The 15,967-nt window shown below is 50.8% G+C and carries 19 protein-coding genes; 11 read left to right on the forward strand and 8 right to left on the reverse strand.

Annotated features, from left to right (window positions below):
* Nucleotides 1-36: 36 nt before the first annotated feature.
* A complete protein-coding gene (locus KIS77_13075; GenBank protein ID MCW5923271.1) occupies nt 37-858 on the reverse strand; it encodes a VanW family protein in 822 nt (273 codons plus the stop codon).
* A gap of 28 nt (nt 859-886) precedes the next feature.
* Here KIS77_13075 and KIS77_13080 point away from each other — a divergent pair, with 28 nt between their 5' ends.
* Complete coding sequence (locus tag KIS77_13080; protein MCW5923272.1) at nt 887-2,032, forward strand: FAD-binding oxidoreductase; 1,146 nt, start codon at nt 887-889, stop codon at nt 2,030-2,032.
* Nucleotides 2,033-2,102: 70 nt separating this feature from the next.
* Here KIS77_13080 and KIS77_13085 read toward each other — a convergent pair whose 3' ends face one another.
* The 5 genes from KIS77_13085 to KIS77_13105 form a co-directional block, all read right to left on the reverse strand.
* Nucleotides 2,103-3,020 carry a hypothetical protein gene (locus KIS77_13085; GenBank protein ID MCW5923273.1) on the reverse strand — a complete coding sequence of 306 codons (918 nt, stop codon included), beginning with the start codon at nt 3,018-3,020 and terminating at the stop codon, nt 2,103-2,105.
* A gap of 138 nt (nt 3,021-3,158) precedes the next feature.
* Entirely contained in the window at nt 3,159-3,710 is a 552-nt protein-coding gene (locus KIS77_13090; protein ID MCW5923274.1) for a YceI family protein, read from the reverse strand.
* A 114-nt stretch (nt 3,711-3,824) separates the two neighbouring features.
* Nucleotides 3,825-4,235 carry a hypothetical protein gene (locus KIS77_13095; protein ID MCW5923275.1) on the reverse strand — a complete coding sequence of 137 codons (411 nt, stop codon included), beginning with the start codon at nt 4,233-4,235 and terminating at the stop codon, nt 3,825-3,827.
* Nucleotides 4,236-4,299: 64 nt separating this feature from the next.
* The gene (locus KIS77_13100) at nt 4,300-4,674 is read right to left on the reverse strand and encodes a hypothetical protein (protein ID MCW5923276.1); all 375 of its coding nucleotides are present in this window, start codon (nt 4,672-4,674) and stop codon (nt 4,300-4,302) included.
* Nucleotides 4,675-4,751: 77 nt separating this feature from the next.
* Nucleotides 4,752-5,489 (reverse strand): hypothetical protein, encoded by a 738-nt coding sequence (locus KIS77_13105; protein ID MCW5923277.1) that lies wholly within the window; start codon nt 5,487-5,489, stop codon nt 4,752-4,754.
* A 137-nt stretch (nt 5,490-5,626) separates the two neighbouring features.
* Between KIS77_13105 and KIS77_13110 the strand changes: the two genes are divergently transcribed.
* From KIS77_13110 to KIS77_13130, 5 genes are all read left to right on the forward strand, one after another.
* Nucleotides 5,627-5,833 (forward strand): hypothetical protein, encoded by a 207-nt coding sequence (locus KIS77_13110; GenBank protein MCW5923278.1) that lies wholly within the window; start codon nt 5,627-5,629, stop codon nt 5,831-5,833.
* Between the two features lie 101 nt (nt 5,834-5,934).
* Nucleotides 5,935-8,856 carry an excinuclease ABC subunit UvrA gene (gene uvrA / locus KIS77_13115; protein ID MCW5923279.1) on the forward strand — a complete coding sequence of 974 codons (2,922 nt, stop codon included), beginning with the start codon at nt 5,935-5,937 and terminating at the stop codon, nt 8,854-8,856.
* 26 nt (nt 8,857-8,882) lie between these two features.
* Nucleotides 8,883-9,206 (forward strand): DNA cytosine methyltransferase, encoded by a 324-nt coding sequence (locus KIS77_13120; protein MCW5923280.1) that lies wholly within the window; start codon nt 8,883-8,885, stop codon nt 9,204-9,206.
* 10 nt (nt 9,207-9,216) lie between these two features.
* Nucleotides 9,217-10,068, forward strand: a complete 852-nt coding sequence (locus KIS77_13125; GenBank protein ID MCW5923281.1) for a DNA cytosine methyltransferase — start codon at nt 9,217-9,219, stop codon at nt 10,066-10,068.
* Nucleotides 10,065-10,241 carry a hypothetical protein gene (locus KIS77_13130; protein ID MCW5923282.1) on the forward strand — a complete coding sequence of 59 codons (177 nt, stop codon included), beginning with the start codon at nt 10,065-10,067 and terminating at the stop codon, nt 10,239-10,241. Before KIS77_13125 ends, KIS77_13130 begins: the two co-directional genes overlap by 4 nt.
* A 21-nt stretch (nt 10,242-10,262) precedes the next feature.
* Here the strand turns inward: KIS77_13130 and KIS77_13135 are convergent, their stop codons facing one another.
* Together KIS77_13135 and KIS77_13140 are read right to left on the reverse strand one after the other, a co-directional pair.
* Nucleotides 10,263-10,874 (reverse strand): hypothetical protein, encoded by a 612-nt coding sequence (locus tag KIS77_13135; GenBank protein ID MCW5923283.1) that lies wholly within the window; start codon nt 10,872-10,874, stop codon nt 10,263-10,265.
* A 124-nt stretch (nt 10,875-10,998) separates the two neighbouring features.
* Nucleotides 10,999-11,151: a helix-turn-helix transcriptional regulator gene (locus KIS77_13140; GenBank protein MCW5923284.1), complete on the reverse strand. Its 153-nt coding sequence runs from the start codon at nt 11,149-11,151 to the stop codon at nt 10,999-11,001.
* 111 nt (nt 11,152-11,262) lie between these two features.
* On the opposite strand from KIS77_13140, the gene KIS77_13145 reads away from it, so the two are divergent.
* The 5 genes from KIS77_13145 (at nt 11,263) to KIS77_13165 (ending at nt 15,848) form a co-directional block, all read left to right on the forward strand.
* Nucleotides 11,263-11,502, forward strand: a complete 240-nt coding sequence (locus KIS77_13145) for a hypothetical protein (protein MCW5923285.1) — start codon at nt 11,263-11,265, stop codon at nt 11,500-11,502.
* Between the two features lie 88 nt (nt 11,503-11,590).
* Complete coding sequence (locus KIS77_13150; GenBank protein MCW5923286.1) at nt 11,591-11,881, forward strand: putative toxin-antitoxin system toxin component, PIN family; 291 nt, start codon at nt 11,591-11,593, stop codon at nt 11,879-11,881.
* A gap of 274 nt (nt 11,882-12,155) precedes the next feature.
* Nucleotides 12,156-12,608: a hypothetical protein gene (locus tag KIS77_13155; protein MCW5923287.1), complete on the forward strand. Its 453-nt coding sequence runs from the start codon at nt 12,156-12,158 to the stop codon at nt 12,606-12,608.
* 152 nt (nt 12,609-12,760) lie between these two features.
* Nucleotides 12,761-13,243, forward strand: coding sequence for an NUDIX domain-containing protein (locus tag KIS77_13160; GenBank protein ID MCW5923288.1), 483 nt, complete (start codon nt 12,761-12,763; stop codon nt 13,241-13,243).
* 148 nt (nt 13,244-13,391) lie between these two features.
* Nucleotides 13,392-15,848, forward strand: coding sequence for an ABC transporter permease (locus KIS77_13165; protein MCW5923289.1), 2,457 nt, complete (start codon nt 13,392-13,394; stop codon nt 15,846-15,848).
* The last annotated feature ends 119 nt before the right edge of the window (nt 15,849-15,967 follow it).

Consider the following 15,967-nt stretch of genomic DNA (forward strand, 5'->3'; position numbering starts at 1 on the left):
TCGCGGTGGCAAAAGTAGCTGTCTGATGTCAACAGTCTATCGCGTATCCGCTAAAAAAGGTTGATACATCATGAGTGCGTGGTTTTCCGTCACTGGCTCTTCGCGCAGCAACTCGCTGCTCTCGACCGAGAAAACACGCCGGGCGATGCGATTGTGCCTTGAGTATCCGCCCCATGGTTCGTGCCGGATAAAATGCTCTTTTTCAAAGACCTCGTATCGCTCCGCAAGCGGTTTCGAGGTGCGGATTTCGCCGTGCAAATGTGTTTCCGAAAGCCAGACGCGAAGCTGGAAGGGCTGCTGTGTATCGTTGCGGAGTTGCAGGTCAATGTAGTTGAATGCCAGCGTCGCGCCTGAGCCGAAAGGCAGCGTGCGGCCTTCGTCAGGAAACACATCAAAGCTGTGGCGCCAGCGTTCGGCTACCGTGAGCGGGCTGTGCAGCGCCATCCAATAAAGCAGGTTCCCCATTTGGCACAAACCGCCACCGATGCCTTTCCCAACCCTGCCATTTTCCAAAACCAGACCTTCGAGGAAGCCGCGCCGCGCCGTCGGGTTGCCCACTGTCTTCCAAAATGAAAAAGTCTCGTCCGGCCAAATCATCAGCCCATCTATCTTCGCCGCGGCCAAACGCAAGTTCGTCACCTTGTTGTGTTGCAAATACATTTCCACGTTTTTCAACTGCCTCAGCAAAGGTGTATGGTGTTGAAAAACAACCACTTCAAGTGGTTTTTCAATTTGCTTCGCATATTTTTTGTTGTCAAAAAACCACTCGAAACGCCGTTTATGAATATAAAAAAAACGCCCCACGCGGCGGCGCAGCGGCGAACGCAAAACGGGTGGCGAGAGCGTAGGTAAAGTCATTTTCGCGGCAAAGTTCAACAAACCAGTCATGATAAAATACGAACTCAGTTATTGGGAGCGCGAAACGTTTTTCAAAGACCTCGATGTCGCGGTCATAGGCAGCGGCATCGTCGGTCTTGCGGCAGCGATTCACCTGAGAACGCTCGACCCCAAACTCCGGGTCGCGGTGCTCGAACGCGGCCCTTTGCCCATAGGCGCGAGTACGCGCAACGCGGGTTTCGCCTGTTTCGGCTCCATGACCGAACTGCTCGACGACCTCACAAACATGAGCGAGGACGATGTGCTGGCCGTCGTGGAAAAACGCTGGCGCGGCTTGCAGCGGCTGCGTGCGCTCGTGGGCGACGCACACCTTGATTTTCAAATGCTCGGCGGCTATGAGATGTTCACCGACGACGAGGAGGCTATTTTTCAAAAATGCCGAGCGCAAATTTCCGACTTCAATCAGAAAATCGGGAAAATAACGGGCCACCCGGAGGTATATAGAGTCGTGGACGAACGGCTCCCGCGATTCGGGTTTCAAGGGGTGCGACACCTGATTTTGAATCAGGCAGAAGGTCAGGTGCACACGGGAAAGATGATGTCGGCATTGCTGAAAAAGGCGCTCGACGATGGGATTCAAATTTTCAACGGCATCTTTATCAAGGACTTAACGGATTCGTCGCAAGGGGTCGAGATAGAAATGGAGTCGGGCTGGACGATTCGGGTGCCGAAGGTTTTGGTGGCGGTCAATGGTTTTGCCAAACGCCTGCTCCCCCAAGCCGACGTGTACCCGGCCCGCAATCAGGTTTTGGTCACGCAGCCGATTCGCGGACTCGCGGTGGAGGGCTGTTTTCACTACGACCGGGGCTATTTTTATTTTCGGAATCTGGACGGGCGCATTCTGCTCGGCGGCGGTCGAAATTTGGATTTGGAAAAAGAAAAAACGGATGAGTTCGGCAGCAACGAGCTGATTCGGAGGGCTTTGCTCGAGTTGTTGGAGAAGGTTATCTGTCCCGAGCAGCAAGTCGAAATTGATGCTTGGTGGACGGGGATTCTCGGTCTTGGCCCGGTGAAAAAACCGATTGTCGAGCAAGTGTCGCCCAATGTGGCGGTTGCCGTTCGGCTCAGCGGCATGGGTGTGGCGATTGGGACGCTGGTGGGGCAGGAGGGGGCGGAGCTGGTGGTGAAAAATTGAGAGGATTTCAAAAGGTTGATGAGGGTTGATAAACCTTCATCAACCTTTTGAGATAGCTTTTTCAGTTTTTTTACTCAAATCCCTTTGGCTTTTTCAAAGTGAACACCCTTGAGATATTGAACCCGAACCGCGCACCGCTCATCAGTTTTCCGCCGCCATTGTTGAAAAACCAGTCTTCTGCTGTTTGGGTGATGAATCCCGAATAGTTCATGAAGGAGGTGTTGGTGAAATGCAGTTGAAAAACGTGACCGCCCGTTTCGATTTCGAATCCAAGCGCGAGGCAATTGGCGTAGGGGGTGGCGACTTGGCCTTCTGGCACATAATAATACTCGGCATTCACGGTGACGCGGCGAGAAAGTTTGATGCGCCCCGCCGCTCCCACGGCGAACACATCATTTTTGTCGTCGCGAGTGGTCGTGAGGTTGCGATGCACATGGGTAGGCATGATTTGCAAGGAGAGGCGCTCGCCAAATTTTCTCCCAATGAGCAGTTGATTGGCAAAAAATAGCCGGTCAGTAAACTTGTTGTCGCGCTCTTGGTCGGCGAATCGCACCGTCTTCACCTCCATGTTGGTCAGTAAAGAAAGGGTGATGGGCATATTGCGTTTGCCGGTGCTTTGGCGCAGCAATTTGTATTTGGCAAAGCCGTCAATCACTTTCTCGCGCCCGCCGCGCCCCACGCCGACCATCAGGCGGTCATTGATGCCATAGTCGAGACCGATACGGATGGTGGCATCGTCGAGGCCAAAAATATCATAAAGCCCATTGCGAACGGGGCCAAAGCGGTGCGAGATTTTGAAGTCGAGCACGCCCTCGCCGACATTTTCGATGGAGTGCCCATTGACGATGCGAGTGGTTTTGAAGGTTGCGGTGACATAATCGGTGGTTGGTTCATCGCCCAAGAGCGAGAGCAAGTCGTCGTTCTGCGCATGGAGCACAACGACATTCAGGGGAAAAAAGAGCAGGAGGAAGAAGTTTGTTTTTTTCATATAGGAGATTGATTTCCTTGCAGATGGTTTAGAAAAACGTGGGTGCGAGAGAGGTTGAAGGGCTGAGAAGAAAGTTTAACTTGCTGAAATCAAATTGTTTGAGCCTTCCAAGCCCTTCAACCAACCTTGCGCTCCCCATCACTTCATCGGATTCAATGTGGCATCCACCGTGACCTTGATATCGTTGGCGATGTTGGCGACTTTGCCCGCTTCGATTTTGATGTTGTGGTCGGAGCATTTCACAAGGAATTCGCTGTGCAGCGTGATGGCATTGCCGCTTACCTTGATGGTGCCAGCGGTTTCCATGTCTTTTTCCACGTTGTGGATGTTCATTTTGCCTTTGACTTTAGCCTTGTAAGTGCCGTCTTTGCTGAGGTCTATTTCGCTCAGATTGGTGATTTCTCCTTTGAACGTAGCGTTCGGGTATTTCGACGACTCCATGTAGTTTTCGTTGAAGTGTTCCTGCATCAAGGCTTTTTCAAACAAAAAACCTTTGATGAGCACTTTCCACTCCATTTTGCCGGTGGCGGCATCGAGCACGGCGGTGGCGCTCTTGTTCACGGCTTCGATTTTTTCCATGGAGGCATCGGAGAAAAATTTCACCTTGCCGTCGCGGGTGAAGTATTTTTGGGCAAATGTGGGGGCTGCGAACACGAACAGGGCAGCGAGGATGAACAAGCGTTTTTGCATGAGATGTCAGGTTTTGAGTTTGAAATTTTAAAGTTATTAGGGTTCATTAAAGATCATTAAAAGTCATTTTTTTAATTTCAAAAACGACTTTTAATGACCTTTTTAAATGACCCTTTATTTCACTTCCACACATCGGGTCAACTGCACATCGAAGTTAAAGCCTGTGCAGATACCCTTGAAGGTCACCGTTTCGCCTATGGGAAAGTCGGTTCGAGGGTGTTGACTTAGGGGGTCGAGCTCACAAAGCACTCCGAAGTCCCCGCCCGTGTCGAGAATCACCTTCGCTGCTCCATCTTCGGCTTTGGTGCTTTCTTTGACCTTCCCCGACACCGCAATGGTTTTGTTCAGGTATTTGGCATCAGCGGCACTTTCGTCGGTGTCGAATTCGCCGAACAATGCAGCCGCTTCCACGACCAAATCGGTCTTGGCCGATTGCATATCCGCATGGGGTTTGTTCCAGAGGTAGTAGCCAATCGCGGCGCCTAAGCAAGCGAGTGCGAGTAGGAAATAGATGATGCGTCTCATTTCAAAAAAATGGTGATTGGTTATTTTTTGATTGTTGGCTGATTGACTTGTCGGACGGGCGAACCTAATTGTTCGGGGCACCGGCCTTTACCCAAGCCTCTATTTTCAGGCGATTGCAGAGCGACATAAGTCCTTCTCGGGGCATGGGTGCGTTGGCATCGTTGATGCGAGCCACGAGTTTCCCGTTGTCAGCGATAGCTTTCACTTGATTGTAGGTCTCGAAAGGGATTTCAGAGTAAGTCGCGCCACCGGGTTTGTGGCATTTGTAGCAGTTATTTTGCAGAATCTGTGTGATTTCGACGCTGTATCTCATATTGAGCGTGTCGCAATTGGAATCGGGGAATCGGTCTTCCTCGTTGTCGTAATAACAACCAGAGGGGGCCGCCAAAAGCATTACGAATGCGCCGAGCAAGCTGCTGGCAAAGAGTGTTTTTTTCATGTTTTGAGAAAAAAGTTGAACGTTTGACAGCCAAAGATAATAGTAGTGGCAGCGCTCGTTTTACTAAAAGTCGTTTCTTAATTTTCGGGAGCGCCTGCGTCAAGCCATGTCTTTAATTTGCTCAACGTGCATGAGTCAAGTTTGGGGCCGCCGCTGGGCATCCAGTTCACCGAGCGCGTCACGGCAGCATATAATTTTCCATTGCTCGCCAGTGTTTTGACATTTGAATAGGTGGTGAGGTTGATGCCGCCCTGCGGCGAGTTTCCGCTGTGGCAGCCTTGGCATTTGGCTTGAATGAGCGGGCGCACGAAGGCGCTGTATCGGACATTTACGGTATCGCAGGCACCGTAGTTTTCGTTGCAGCCATTATTCTTGGCCCCTTGCTCGATCCAAGTGGCGATTAGGTTGATTTGTGCTTGCGACAAGGCGGGTTTCTGATATGGCATTCGCTTGTCCGGGTCATCCTCGAGCAGCACTTCCATCAACTCATTTTTGTCCCAGTTGTTACTGGTCACGTTCTTGACAGTAGCCATAAGATTTTGATAGGAGGTCAACACCACGCCTTCGCGTCTGTCCGCTTCATTGTGACAGCCCGATTCAGTGCAATAGGAAACAAGTATTGGCAATACCTGATTCTCAAAATATACCGAGTCGGGGCTGCATGGCACACCTGTGTTGTCACCAGTGGAGGTGTCAGTAGTGTCTGTGGGGTCGGGGTCAATCCCGCCGGGCAGGGACGGGTCGTGCTTGCAGGCCGGCATGGCCGATGACAGGAAAATGACGAGCAAAAATGTAAAGAGGGCGTAACGTTGCATGGCAAAATGTGCGGAGGCGGCTTGTCGGGGGGATACCAATTGTTAGACCACGATTCGCCAAGATTTTAAAATGCTCACGATTGCTTCCCTTGATTTTGGATGGAATACAATTTCAATCATGGCAAAAACTTGACGGCGTGAAATATAAAACGCAAAACTACCGGACGGCTTGCTGCTCATTTCGCAATACTTTGCCGAACCCGGAAAATCCACTTCTGAACATGGAAAAAAAAGACTGGAAAACATGGCTCCGCCGACTGGGCGTCGGTGGTTTTTTATTTTTTTTTATCAAAGGACTTGTCTGGCTCGCCATCTTCTTTGGGGTTTTTAAAACCTGCGCGTAACGCCAACCAGAAGGTTGGCGCACCTTCGCCAACTGGAAAGCTGGCGCTACTTTGCAAACAAAAAGTTTTTTCGCAATTTTGCGCCCTTATGCTCCTGCGCAATGACAGACACGATTTTGAAAAATTCCCTCGCAACAACAAACAACGAGCAACAAACAACGAACAACGATACCGACCTCGTTGACCCCGAACACATCATCATAAAAGGTGCACGGACGAACAACCTGCGCAACGTGGAACTGCGCCTGCCGAAGAACCAACTCATCGTCGTCACGGGTGTCAGCGGCTCCGGCAAATCGTCTATCACGATGGACACGCTCTACGCCGAAGGCCAGCGCCGCTATGTGGAAAGCTTGTCCAGTTATGCCCGGCAGTTTCTCGGGCGCATGAAAAAACCCGATGTGGACTACATCCGGGGTATTTGCCCGGCTATCGCCATCGAGCAGCGCGTCACGACGGGCAACGCCCGTTCCACCGTCGGCAGCATGACCGAGGTGTATGACTTTTTGCGGCTGCTCTATGCGCGCGTCGGCAAATTCTACTCGCCCGTGTCAGGTCAGGTTGTTCAAAAGCACGAAGTTTCCGATGTCATTGATTTTATTAAAAAACAACCCGACGGCACCCGCGGCCTCGTCTTGATTCCTTTCCCGAAAAAATATAAAGAACGCACCCTCGAACAAGAACTAAACCTTTTGTTGCAAAAAGGCTTTACGCGGGTGCAATTTGAAACCGAGACGCTCCGCATCGAGGACATCCTCGAAGGCACCGAAAAACGCTTCGACAAAAAGCAGCCAGCCTACACTTTCAATGAAAAAGGTTTGCACATCCTCATTGACCGTTTTTCCACCTCCGGCATGGAAGAGAGCGATTGGATGCGCCTCGCCGACTCGGTGAACACGGCATTCTACGAAAGCGAAGGGGAATGCCTTATCGAAATTGTCAACTCTACGAACCAGCAACCAACAACCAGCAACCAACAACATTTTAATAATCGCTTCGAGTTGGACGGCATCGAATTCCCCGAACCCACGCCGCAACTCTTTAACTACAACAACCCCTACGGCGCTTGCCCCACCTGCGAAGGCTATGGCCGCATCCTCGGCATTGACCCCGACAAAGTCGTCCCCGACAAAACCAAATCAATTTACGACGGTGCGGTGGCTCCGTGGAAAGGCGAAAAGTATGGCGAATGGCTTTCGCCATTGCTCCAACACGCCCACCGGTTCGGCTTTCCCGTCCATGCGCCATTTGAGCAACTGACCAAAGAACAGGTAAAATTGCTTTGGAGCGGCAACCAGTATTTCTACGGGATTGACGCTTTTTTCAAGGAGTTGGAAAGCAAAACCTACAAAATCCAGAACCGCGTCGCGCTCGCTCGCTATCGAGGCAAAACTACCTGCCCCACTTGCGAAGGCGGACGGTTGCGCCCAGAAGCATTGTGCGTGAAAATTGGCGGCAAAAACATCTCGGAACTCACGGGCGTGCCGCTCGACGAGGTCTTGTCATTTTTTCAAAATCTTGAACTCAGCGAGCATGACCGCCAAGTCGCCAAACGCATCCTTTTGGAAATCAACAGCCGCCTGCGGTTCATGGTCGAACTCGGCCTCGGCTACCTCACGCTCGACCGCATCTCGAACACCCTCAGCGGCGGCGAAACCCAACGCATCCACCTGACCCGAACGCTCGGCTCCAACTTGACGGCTTCGATGTATCTCCTCGACGAGCCTTCTGTGGGCTTGCACCCGCGCGACACGGGGCGTTTGGTCAAGGTTTTGAAAGAACTCCGCGATTTGGGCAACACGGTCGTGGTGGTCGAACACGAAGAGGAAGTCATCAAAAACGCTGATTACCTAGTGGATATGGGGCCGGAGGCGGGCGTTCATGGTGGCAACGTGGTTTATGCGGGGGATTTCTCCAAAATAAGCACCGCAGCGCCGGAAAGCCTCACGGCCAAATACATGAGCGGCAAAATGGCGATTGAAACCCCAAAAGTTCGCCGCCCGGCCAAAGAGTTTTTGCTCTTGAAAGGCGCTCGCCAGCACAATTTGAAAAATATCAATGTCCAAATCCCGCTGCATTGCCTCACGGTCGTGAGCGGCGTTTCAGGCTCTGGCAAAACGACCCTCGTGCGCGACATTCTTTACCCAGCCTTGATGCAACACCTGCCCGACAACCCCGGCAAACAGCCCGGCTCCTTCGATGGCTTGGAAGGGAATTTCAAAAAAGTGACCCGCGTGGAGTTCATCAACCAAAGCCCGATTGGCAAAAGCAGCCGCTCCAACCCGATTACCTACGTCAAAGCCTACGACTACATCCGCGACCTTTTTGCAAGCCAGCAACTCTCGAAGATTCGTGGCTTTCAGCCCAAACATTTCAGTTTCAATGTGGAAGGGGGGCGCTGCGAGACCTGCAAAGGCGAAGGCGAGCAGGTGGTGGAGATGCAATTCCTCGCCGATGTCCACCTCGAATGTGAGGAATGCAAAGGCCGCCGCTTCAGGCAGGAAGTGCTCGACGTGCAGTACAAAGGCAAAAGCATTTTTGATGTGCTGAACATGAGCATCGAGGAGGCGCTTGATTTTTTCAAGGGCAACAAAGACATCACGGAGCGCATCCAGCCACTCTTCGATGTGGGTTTGGGCTATGTGCATCTTGGTCAATCGTCCTCGACCCTTTCCGGCGGCGAGGCGCAGCGCGTGAAACTCGCCTCTTTCCTGATTCGGGAAAATTCCGGCGGCCACATCTTTTTCATCTTCGACGAACCCACGACGGGGCTGCACTTCCATGATATCCAAAAGCTGCTCAAAGCCATCAACGCGCTCGTGGAAAAAGGCCACTCGGTCCTCGTGGTGGAGCACAACATGGAGGTCATCAAATCGGCAGACTGGGTGATTGACCTTGGGCCGGAAGGTGGCAAGGAAGGCGGCCATCTTGTGTACGAGGGCACGCCGGAGGGTTTGACAAAGGTGAAGGAGAGTTACACGGGAAGGTTTTTGGGACAGAAGCTGAATGGCAAAAAAAATTGATTATCTTTGCAGACAATTCGTCACAAATGAATCTTACGGCAGTCAGCTTATTCGCATCGGGTGGCATCGGCGATTGGGTATTGCGTGCCAACTCAATTGACCTATTGGTGGCAAACGAATTGCTGGCCGACCGTTGTGAGGTTTTGAAGTGCAATTTCCCGGAGACCCATGTTTTTCATGGAGATGTGTGGGCTTTGCAAAAGGAGATTATTGCAGAGACAAAAAAGCGTTTGAATGGGAAACAATTGGATATTCTCTATGCCACGCCGCCGTGTCAAGGAATGTCGAAAAACGGGCGAGGAACGATTTTGAACAACATTCGCAAAGGGATTCGACCCAAAGCCGGATGAGCGCAACCGGCTGATTATCCCGGTAATTGAAATCGCCAAAGCACTCCGCCCTCGATTGATTTTGTTGGAGAACGTGCCAGAAATGGAGAACACACTGATTGAAACTCCTGATGGCGAGTTCAAACTGATTTTGGAATACATCAAAGAAGAATTGGGTGAAGAATACATCGGCAAGGGAGAAACAGTTGAGTTCGCCGACTACGGTGTTCCGCAAAAACGGCAAAGGCTCATTTCCATTTTTTCCAACGATACCAGCTGCCAAGAATATTTTTCATTGGTCGGTTCGTTTATCCCAGAAACTACCCATGCGGATACGCCAACTTATGGCAAAAAACGTTGGCGGACAGTGCGCGATGCCATTTCTCATTTGCCCAAGTTGGATGCGCAAAATCCAAAATCAGCTACTTCCTCAATTCCATACCATCGGGTTCCCTTGCTGGACGACGAGAAATATTTTTGGGTTTCCAACGCGCCACCTGAACGAAGTGCATTTGACAATCAATGTGTTAAATGCGGGTTTGAGCGGAACTCCACACATGGCAGCCAGCGAACGAAAGAAGGAATCAACCGGGCGAAAAAGGACACGCCTATTCGTTGTCAGCGTTGCGACGCTGTTTTGCCGCGCCCTTGGGTCATTGAAAATGGCGAATACCGCCTGATGAACGGTTTTACCAGTGCCTACAAACGGATGCGTTGGGATGCTCCGGCCAAAACGCGCTCACGACCAACCTCTCCTACGCTTGCAGCGACAGCAAACTGCACCCGGAACAGCATCGGACACTGTCACTCTACGAGGCATTCATCATTCACACGATTGCCGAATATGAGTATTTCTGGAAACGCGCCGACGGCAAGCCGTTGAGCGACAAATCTATCCGGGAAATCATTGGGGAGAGTATTCCTCCAAAAGGGTTGGAGCCAATCGTGCGGCTCTTGTGCGATGTGTTGCAAGGCAAAAAGTTGGAAGAAATTTCTTTTCAGCAACGTCACCATATTCAACTGCAACTGTTCACCGTGCAGGAGCCAGCGGGATAAGATTGCTGTTGTTGTACTTGTTCAAGAAGGTGATATATCTTTATCGTCAAGTACATACACTATTCCCTCGTACATTTTTTTCACGCCACTTCGAGGCATAATTGAGACGCTTGTGGTTCTGCCGCCCCCTTTTTTCGGCTGAATAATCTCGCCCCAATCGGCAGGCGACAAATCGGCGGAGAAGAAAACCGCCGCAATGCGCGGTACCCCACCAATGAAATCCCAAAGCAATCCAATCAAGTTATTAGTGTCGCGGTGATGTGCTTTCCAATCATAACCAGTCAAAAAGTCAATTCGTTGGTCTCCGATTTCTGGCTTGGCAAGTCCTTTTTTGAGAAATACAGCAGGTGTCGGCAAGCTCCCGCAAGTTGCTTTTACTTCAATTCCGCCATTGGCAAATGGGCTGAAAGGTTGTTTGTCGCGCAAACGAAGTTTCAGGTCATCCCAAAGTTGTTTTCCTTGCTCATCCATCACCAATAAATCGGGATAGCCATCTTGGTGCGGATTTTTCAGAAAAAAGCCTTTTGAATTTTTGGCAAGCGCAGCCGCGAAAAGTTCTCCGATAAACGCACTCAAATTTCTCATTCCCAAGATTTCAAAAATATCCACCTCGAACCTGTTGATTTTATCCAAAACCTCGTGTGTTTGGTTTATCGCTTTTGAAATCAAAGACTTATCAATCAAAACCGATTGGCCAAAAGTAGTCTTGAATTCAATGTTGGTGGCCGGAAGCGGTTGGGTGTAGTGGAGCGCCATGTCAAAAGTCGTTCAAGAGTTCAGAGGGTTTTACATCCAATGCCTCAGCGAAACGACAGATATTGAGCAGTGAGAGGTTGCGCTTACCCCGCTCCACCAAACTGATATACGTCCGGTCGAATCCGGCCTTGAAGGCGAGTGCTTCTTGGCTCATTCCCTTTTCTTCTCTAAGCGTTTTAACCTTGTTTCCGAAAATTCGCAACTTGTTGTCCACCAGAGCATTTTTGACAAAAGTCCGAGAGTGTGACGGATTCGACAACGGACAATGAGTCACATTCAGAACAGATTTGAAAATCCTCCAAGCAAAAAAGGCCACTCGGTGCTCGTAGTGGAGCACAATATGGAGGTCGTCAAATCGGCGGACTGGGTGATTGACCTCGGGCCGGAAGGTGGCAAAGAGGGCGGGAATCTTGTTTTTGAAGGTATGCCGGAAGTTTTGGTGAAGGTGGGGGAGAGTTATACGGGAAGGTTTTTGGGAGGGAAGTTGGAAAGTCCGAAGTGTTGAAAATCATATTTTTAAGCACCCACGTTTACGAAACTTTCAAAAGTTTCGTAAACGTAAGTCGCTTAAAATGAAGTCAATTTTCTAACCCTTGATTCGCATTGTCAATGAATTGACAAGAGTGCTGACCGAAAAATTCGGCATACCTGCTGACAAGGTTAATCGCATTTTGGATGCCTTGAATCAAGTAGTTGCCATAATTGTCGAACCAAATATTCCTCTGCCGAATATCTGCCGTGACCCAGATGACAACTACATCCTTCAACTCGCGGAATCTGCAAAAGCCGACCTTATCGTCACTGGCGACAAAGACCTGCTTACGTTGGCACCTATCCGCAATGTTCAGCTTATTTCACTAGCCGTGTTTCTTCAATTGCATTGAGTTTATCCCTCCCCTATACTCAAAGCCCTCTACCGCAACAACTATAGATTCTTTGAAGTGCGGCCCATCGCAATCGGAGAATTCTGGCTCCGCTGATGCAAACAATTAAACCACCTGCCAAAACGTAGGGGGGTGTTTCTTTCGTAAATCCAGACACGTTCACGGAGGAAGACACTTTTGATTTGCCCCCCTAATTGTACCAGCATTTCACCCGCCTTCTCGAAACATTCCCTACTTTTGGAGCTCTTTTCTCAAATCTGATTTTTCAAAAACTATGAAACGGATACTCGCATTCTCCCTTTTCCTCCTGACTGCCACTGCATCCTTCGCCCAAAAAGTGATGGCCAAGCCCCCGGCCGGTGCCGCTTCTGCCAACGATGCCGTGGCCCGCGAAGCCACCGACAAGCTGGTGACAAAATATACCCTCAACGCCGACCAAGCCAAGGAAATGTATGGTGTGCAGCAGCGCAAACTTCGCAACCTCGAAGAGATTGCCCCGCTTCAGTCCAGCAATCGAAGCCAATACCTAAGCAAATTGGAAAACGTGCAAAAAGGCACGCTGGGGAGCATTCGCCGCATCCTGCGCACCAAAGAACAAGTGGACCTGTACAACAAAACCCAGTCGGAGGTGCGCGTCCAGCGTGCCAACTTGCGCAAGGAACTCACACCCAAAAATCTTTCAAAAGATGATTTGCAGGCGGCGCTTTTGGAAATTTACGCAGAATGATGGGCTGATTCTTCTTGTTGTAGCGTCCTGTCCTTTGCCGTCCGGCCGCTACTTTTTGTGTTTTCACGAAAACTTTATATCACCTTTCCTGACTTGCGCCTAACTTGCGCCGACAGACAAAAAATTCTTCATTCTTAATCCGCTCGTTCGCCATGCTCATTTTCGCAGTGCGGCTCATCATTGAGGAAAACGGAAAGATACTCTGCCTAAGGCAAACCAAGAAAAATGGCGGGCGCTACTCGCTCATTGGCGGCAACGTGGAAGAACATGAGTTCGCCCGTGAGGCGCTCGCCCGCGAAGCCTCCGAAGAAGCAGGCATCCATGTGGAGCCGGAAGACCTGACATTGGTCCATGTGTTGCACCGCCACAAACTGAAAAAAGACGAGACCCTACTGGTGCTCTATTTCAAGGCCGCGCGATTTCACGGCGAGCCGGAGTCTTTGGAGCCTAAAAAGTTCAAAGACGTAGCGTGGCTGCCTATCCACAACTTGCCCGACGATGTTTCCAAGCCCACCCTTCATGTGCTCCAATGCATCCGAAAAGGGGAGATTTACTCTGAATACCCCGCACGAGGCAAGGTGTTGGCGTTCTGGGAACAATTCGGCAACAAATGGGCTGGGTTTTCTGATTTTTGAAATCGTCGCCTCGTCCGTTCTCGCACAATTTTGTCCGAAATCGGACATCCCGCTCCGGCACTTTTCCCCACAATAGACTGATTTTCAGGAGTGACTTGTTTCGGCATGAGGTATGGAGCATGGTATAGCACATCAAGCTTTTGTGACCATGATTCAAAATTATCTCAAGCTCGCGCTCCGCAACCTTCGCAAGCACACCCTCTATTCGTCGCTCAATATCGCGGGACTGGCCATCGGCATTGCCGCCTGCTTGCTCATCGTGCTATATGTGGCGCATGAGCTGAGCTACGACCGTTGGAATCCATATTCGGAACGAATCGTCCGCCCTTGCGCCGATATTCAATTTGGCGGCCACCATCACCAACTGGCGACAGTAGGCTCCGTCGTGGCACCGGAAGCAGCAGCCGAACTGCCCGAAATAGAAGCGTGGTGCCGATTCAGGAGTTACGGCTCGTATTTGGTGAAACGCGACGGACCCGCTCAGCAAAATATAAAGGAAGAGCACGTGCTGACGGTGGATAGTTCTTTTTTTGAGGTTTTCCCCATAAAAGTGTTGGAGGGCGACGCTCGCAATTGTCTCGCCCAACCTCAGACGGTCGCCATCTCGCGCAGCCGAGCGGAAAAGTATTTTTCATCACCGCAAGCAGCTTTGGGCCAAACACTCGTGTTCGAAAACAACGAGCGTTGGCAAGTGACAGCCGTCTATGAAGACATTCCAGCCAACACGCATTTCAAAGCGGATTTGCTGCTATCCATGAATGGCAACGAGGAGCTGAAAAACGACCCGCCTTTTTGGGCGAGTAACAATAACTTCAACACTTACCTGCTGCTCCGCAAGGGCACTGACCTTGCGGCGTTCAATCAAAAGTTTGAAAAACTCGTCACCGAAAAGGTGAGGGTTACAGTGCGGGCCCTACTCGGCACCACCTTAGAAGAGGTGGAAAAGACTGGCCAATATGCCCGCTACTACCTGCAAAACCTGACCGATATTCACCTGCATTCCGACCTCAAGGCAGAATTGGCGCCCAACGGCAGCATTCGTTATGTGTGGATTTTCAGCGCCATTGCAGCGTTTATCCTGCTCATCGCCTGCATCAATTTTATGAATCTCGCCACCGCCCGTTCGTCGGGTCGCGCTAAGGAGGTGGGTATGCGCAAAGTATTGGGGGGCACGCGTTCGTCGCTTGTCGGTCAGTTTTTGAGCGAGTCTTCGCTCATTTCGGCCTTTTCGGTGGCTTTGGCGGTGTTGTTGGCAGCTGTGGCCATGCCGTGGTATCGCGACTTGACGGGCCGCGACCTGAGCATGCCGTGGGGGCATCCCTTGTTTTGGCTTTTGCTGCTCGGCACCATAGGACTCGTGGGTTTGATGGCGGGGAGTTATCCCGCGTTTTTCCTGTCCGCCTTCGATTCCTTGCGGGTGTTGAAAGGTCAAGTGGCTGGCTTGGGCAAAGGGGGGCGTTTTCGCAGTGTGCTCGTGGTGTTTCAATTCACCATTTCCGTCGCGCTAATCATTGCCACCATATTGGTTTTCAATCAATTGAATTTTATTCAAAACAAAAAACTCGGTTTTGAGAAAAGTCAGGTCATCGTGCTCAACGATGCCTATGCGCTTGGCGACAAAATCTACCGATTGAAAGAGGAAATGCTCCAGCACCCGGCTATCGAAAGCGCCACCGTATCGGGCTTCCTGCCGGTGCCGAGCAACCGCAGCGACCAGATATTTTCAAAAAGCCAATCCTTCGACCAGAATGATGCCGTTTCGATGCAACACTGGCGGGTGGATGGCGACTATCTTGCCACCATGGGCATTGAAATTGTGCAAGGCCGGGGGTTCGATCCCGCTCGCGTCACAGATAGCACGGGAGTCATTCTGAACGAGACGGCTGCCCGGCAGTTTGGCTTCGCTGACCCAATTGGCCAAAAAATCTATGTACCCAACCGCAATTTTCAGGAGGCTCCCAAACCGGAAGATTTTATGGCTCTGACCATTATCGGGGTGGTGAAAGATTTCCATTGGTCGAGCCTACGCGACAATATCGGTGCCCTGTGCTTCCAATTGGGAGCCTCTCGCGGCCATGCTTGCTTCCGCTACAAAGGCGCGGAGACGGCATCGGTCATCGCTGCATTGGAAAGGAACTGGAAAAGCCTCTCGCCCGACCAGCCGTTCAGTTACCGTTTTATGGATGACGCTTTTGCCCGGATGTACGAAGCGGAACAGCGCGTCGGCACTATCGCTGGCATTTTTGGCTTGCTCTCCATCTTAGTGTCTTGTCTTGGCTTGTTTGGCTTGGCAGCGTTCACCACGGAGCAACGCACCAAGGAAATTGGCATCCGCAAAGTCCTAGGTGCCTCCGTCGCTTCTGTGGTCAGCATGTTGGCCAAAGACTTTTTGAAACTTGTCGTGTTCGCCATTGTCATCGCCATACCAATCGCTTATTGGGCCATGGACAAATGGTTGCGGGATTTTGCCTACCGTATTGACATTCAGTGGTGGTTGTTTGCCTTGTCGGGTATTATCGCCGTGGTCGTCGCGTTTTTGACGGTGAGTTTTCAGAGCGTGCGGGCGGCGCTGGCGAATCCTGTTAAATCGCTTAGAAGCGAGTGATGACAAGCCGGAACGTTGTTTTGTTTTTCGTAAAAACCGAGTTTGTATCATGAGCTAAATGTTTGACAGGATTTACAGATTGATATGAATTAGGTGATTGATTTTCAATAAAAAAACTG

Source organism: Saprospiraceae bacterium (genome assembly GCA_026129545.1).
Lineage (GTDB): Bacteria > Bacteroidota > Bacteroidia > Chitinophagales > Saprospiraceae > M3007.

Coding starts and splice junctions, on each gene's coding strand:
- KIS77_13080 (MCW5923272.1), top strand. CDS start 887: ATGATAAAATACGAACTCAGTTATTGGGAGCGCGAAACGTTTTTCAAA.
- uvrA (MCW5923279.1), top strand. CDS start 5,935: ATGACAGACACGATTTTGAAAAATTCCCTCGCAACAACAAACAACGAG.
- KIS77_13165 (MCW5923289.1), top strand. CDS start 13,392: ATGATTCAAAATTATCTCAAGCTCGCGCTCCGCAACCTTCGCAAGCAC.
- KIS77_13095 (MCW5923275.1), bottom strand. CDS start 4,235: ATGAGACGCATCATCTATTTCCTACTCGCACTCGCTTGCTTAGGCGCC.
- KIS77_13085 (MCW5923273.1), bottom strand. CDS start 3,020: ATGAAAAAAACAAACTTCTTCCTCCTGCTCTTTTTTCCCCTGAATGTC.
- KIS77_13100 (MCW5923276.1), bottom strand. CDS start 4,674: ATGAAAAAAACACTCTTTGCCAGCAGCTTGCTCGGCGCATTCGTAATG.
- KIS77_13160 (MCW5923288.1), top strand. CDS start 12,761: ATGCTCATTTTCGCAGTGCGGCTCATCATTGAGGAAAACGGAAAGATA.
- KIS77_13090 (MCW5923274.1), bottom strand. CDS start 3,710: ATGCAAAAACGCTTGTTCATCCTCGCTGCCCTGTTCGTGTTCGCAGCC.
- KIS77_13155 (MCW5923287.1), top strand. CDS start 12,156: ATGAAACGGATACTCGCATTCTCCCTTTTCCTCCTGACTGCCACTGCA.
- KIS77_13145 (MCW5923285.1), top strand. CDS start 11,263: ATGAGTCACATTCAGAACAGATTTGAAAATCCTCCAAGCAAAAAAGGC.
- KIS77_13105 (MCW5923277.1), bottom strand. CDS start 5,489: ATGCAACGTTACGCCCTCTTTACATTTTTGCTCGTCATTTTCCTGTCA.
- KIS77_13075 (MCW5923271.1), bottom strand. CDS start 858: ATGACTTTACCTACGCTCTCGCCACCCGTTTTGCGTTCGCCGCTGCGC.
- KIS77_13140 (MCW5923284.1), bottom strand. CDS start 11,151: ATGAGCCAAGAAGCACTCGCCTTCAAGGCCGGATTCGACCGGACGTAT.
- KIS77_13120 (MCW5923280.1), top strand. CDS start 8,883: ATGAATCTTACGGCAGTCAGCTTATTCGCATCGGGTGGCATCGGCGAT.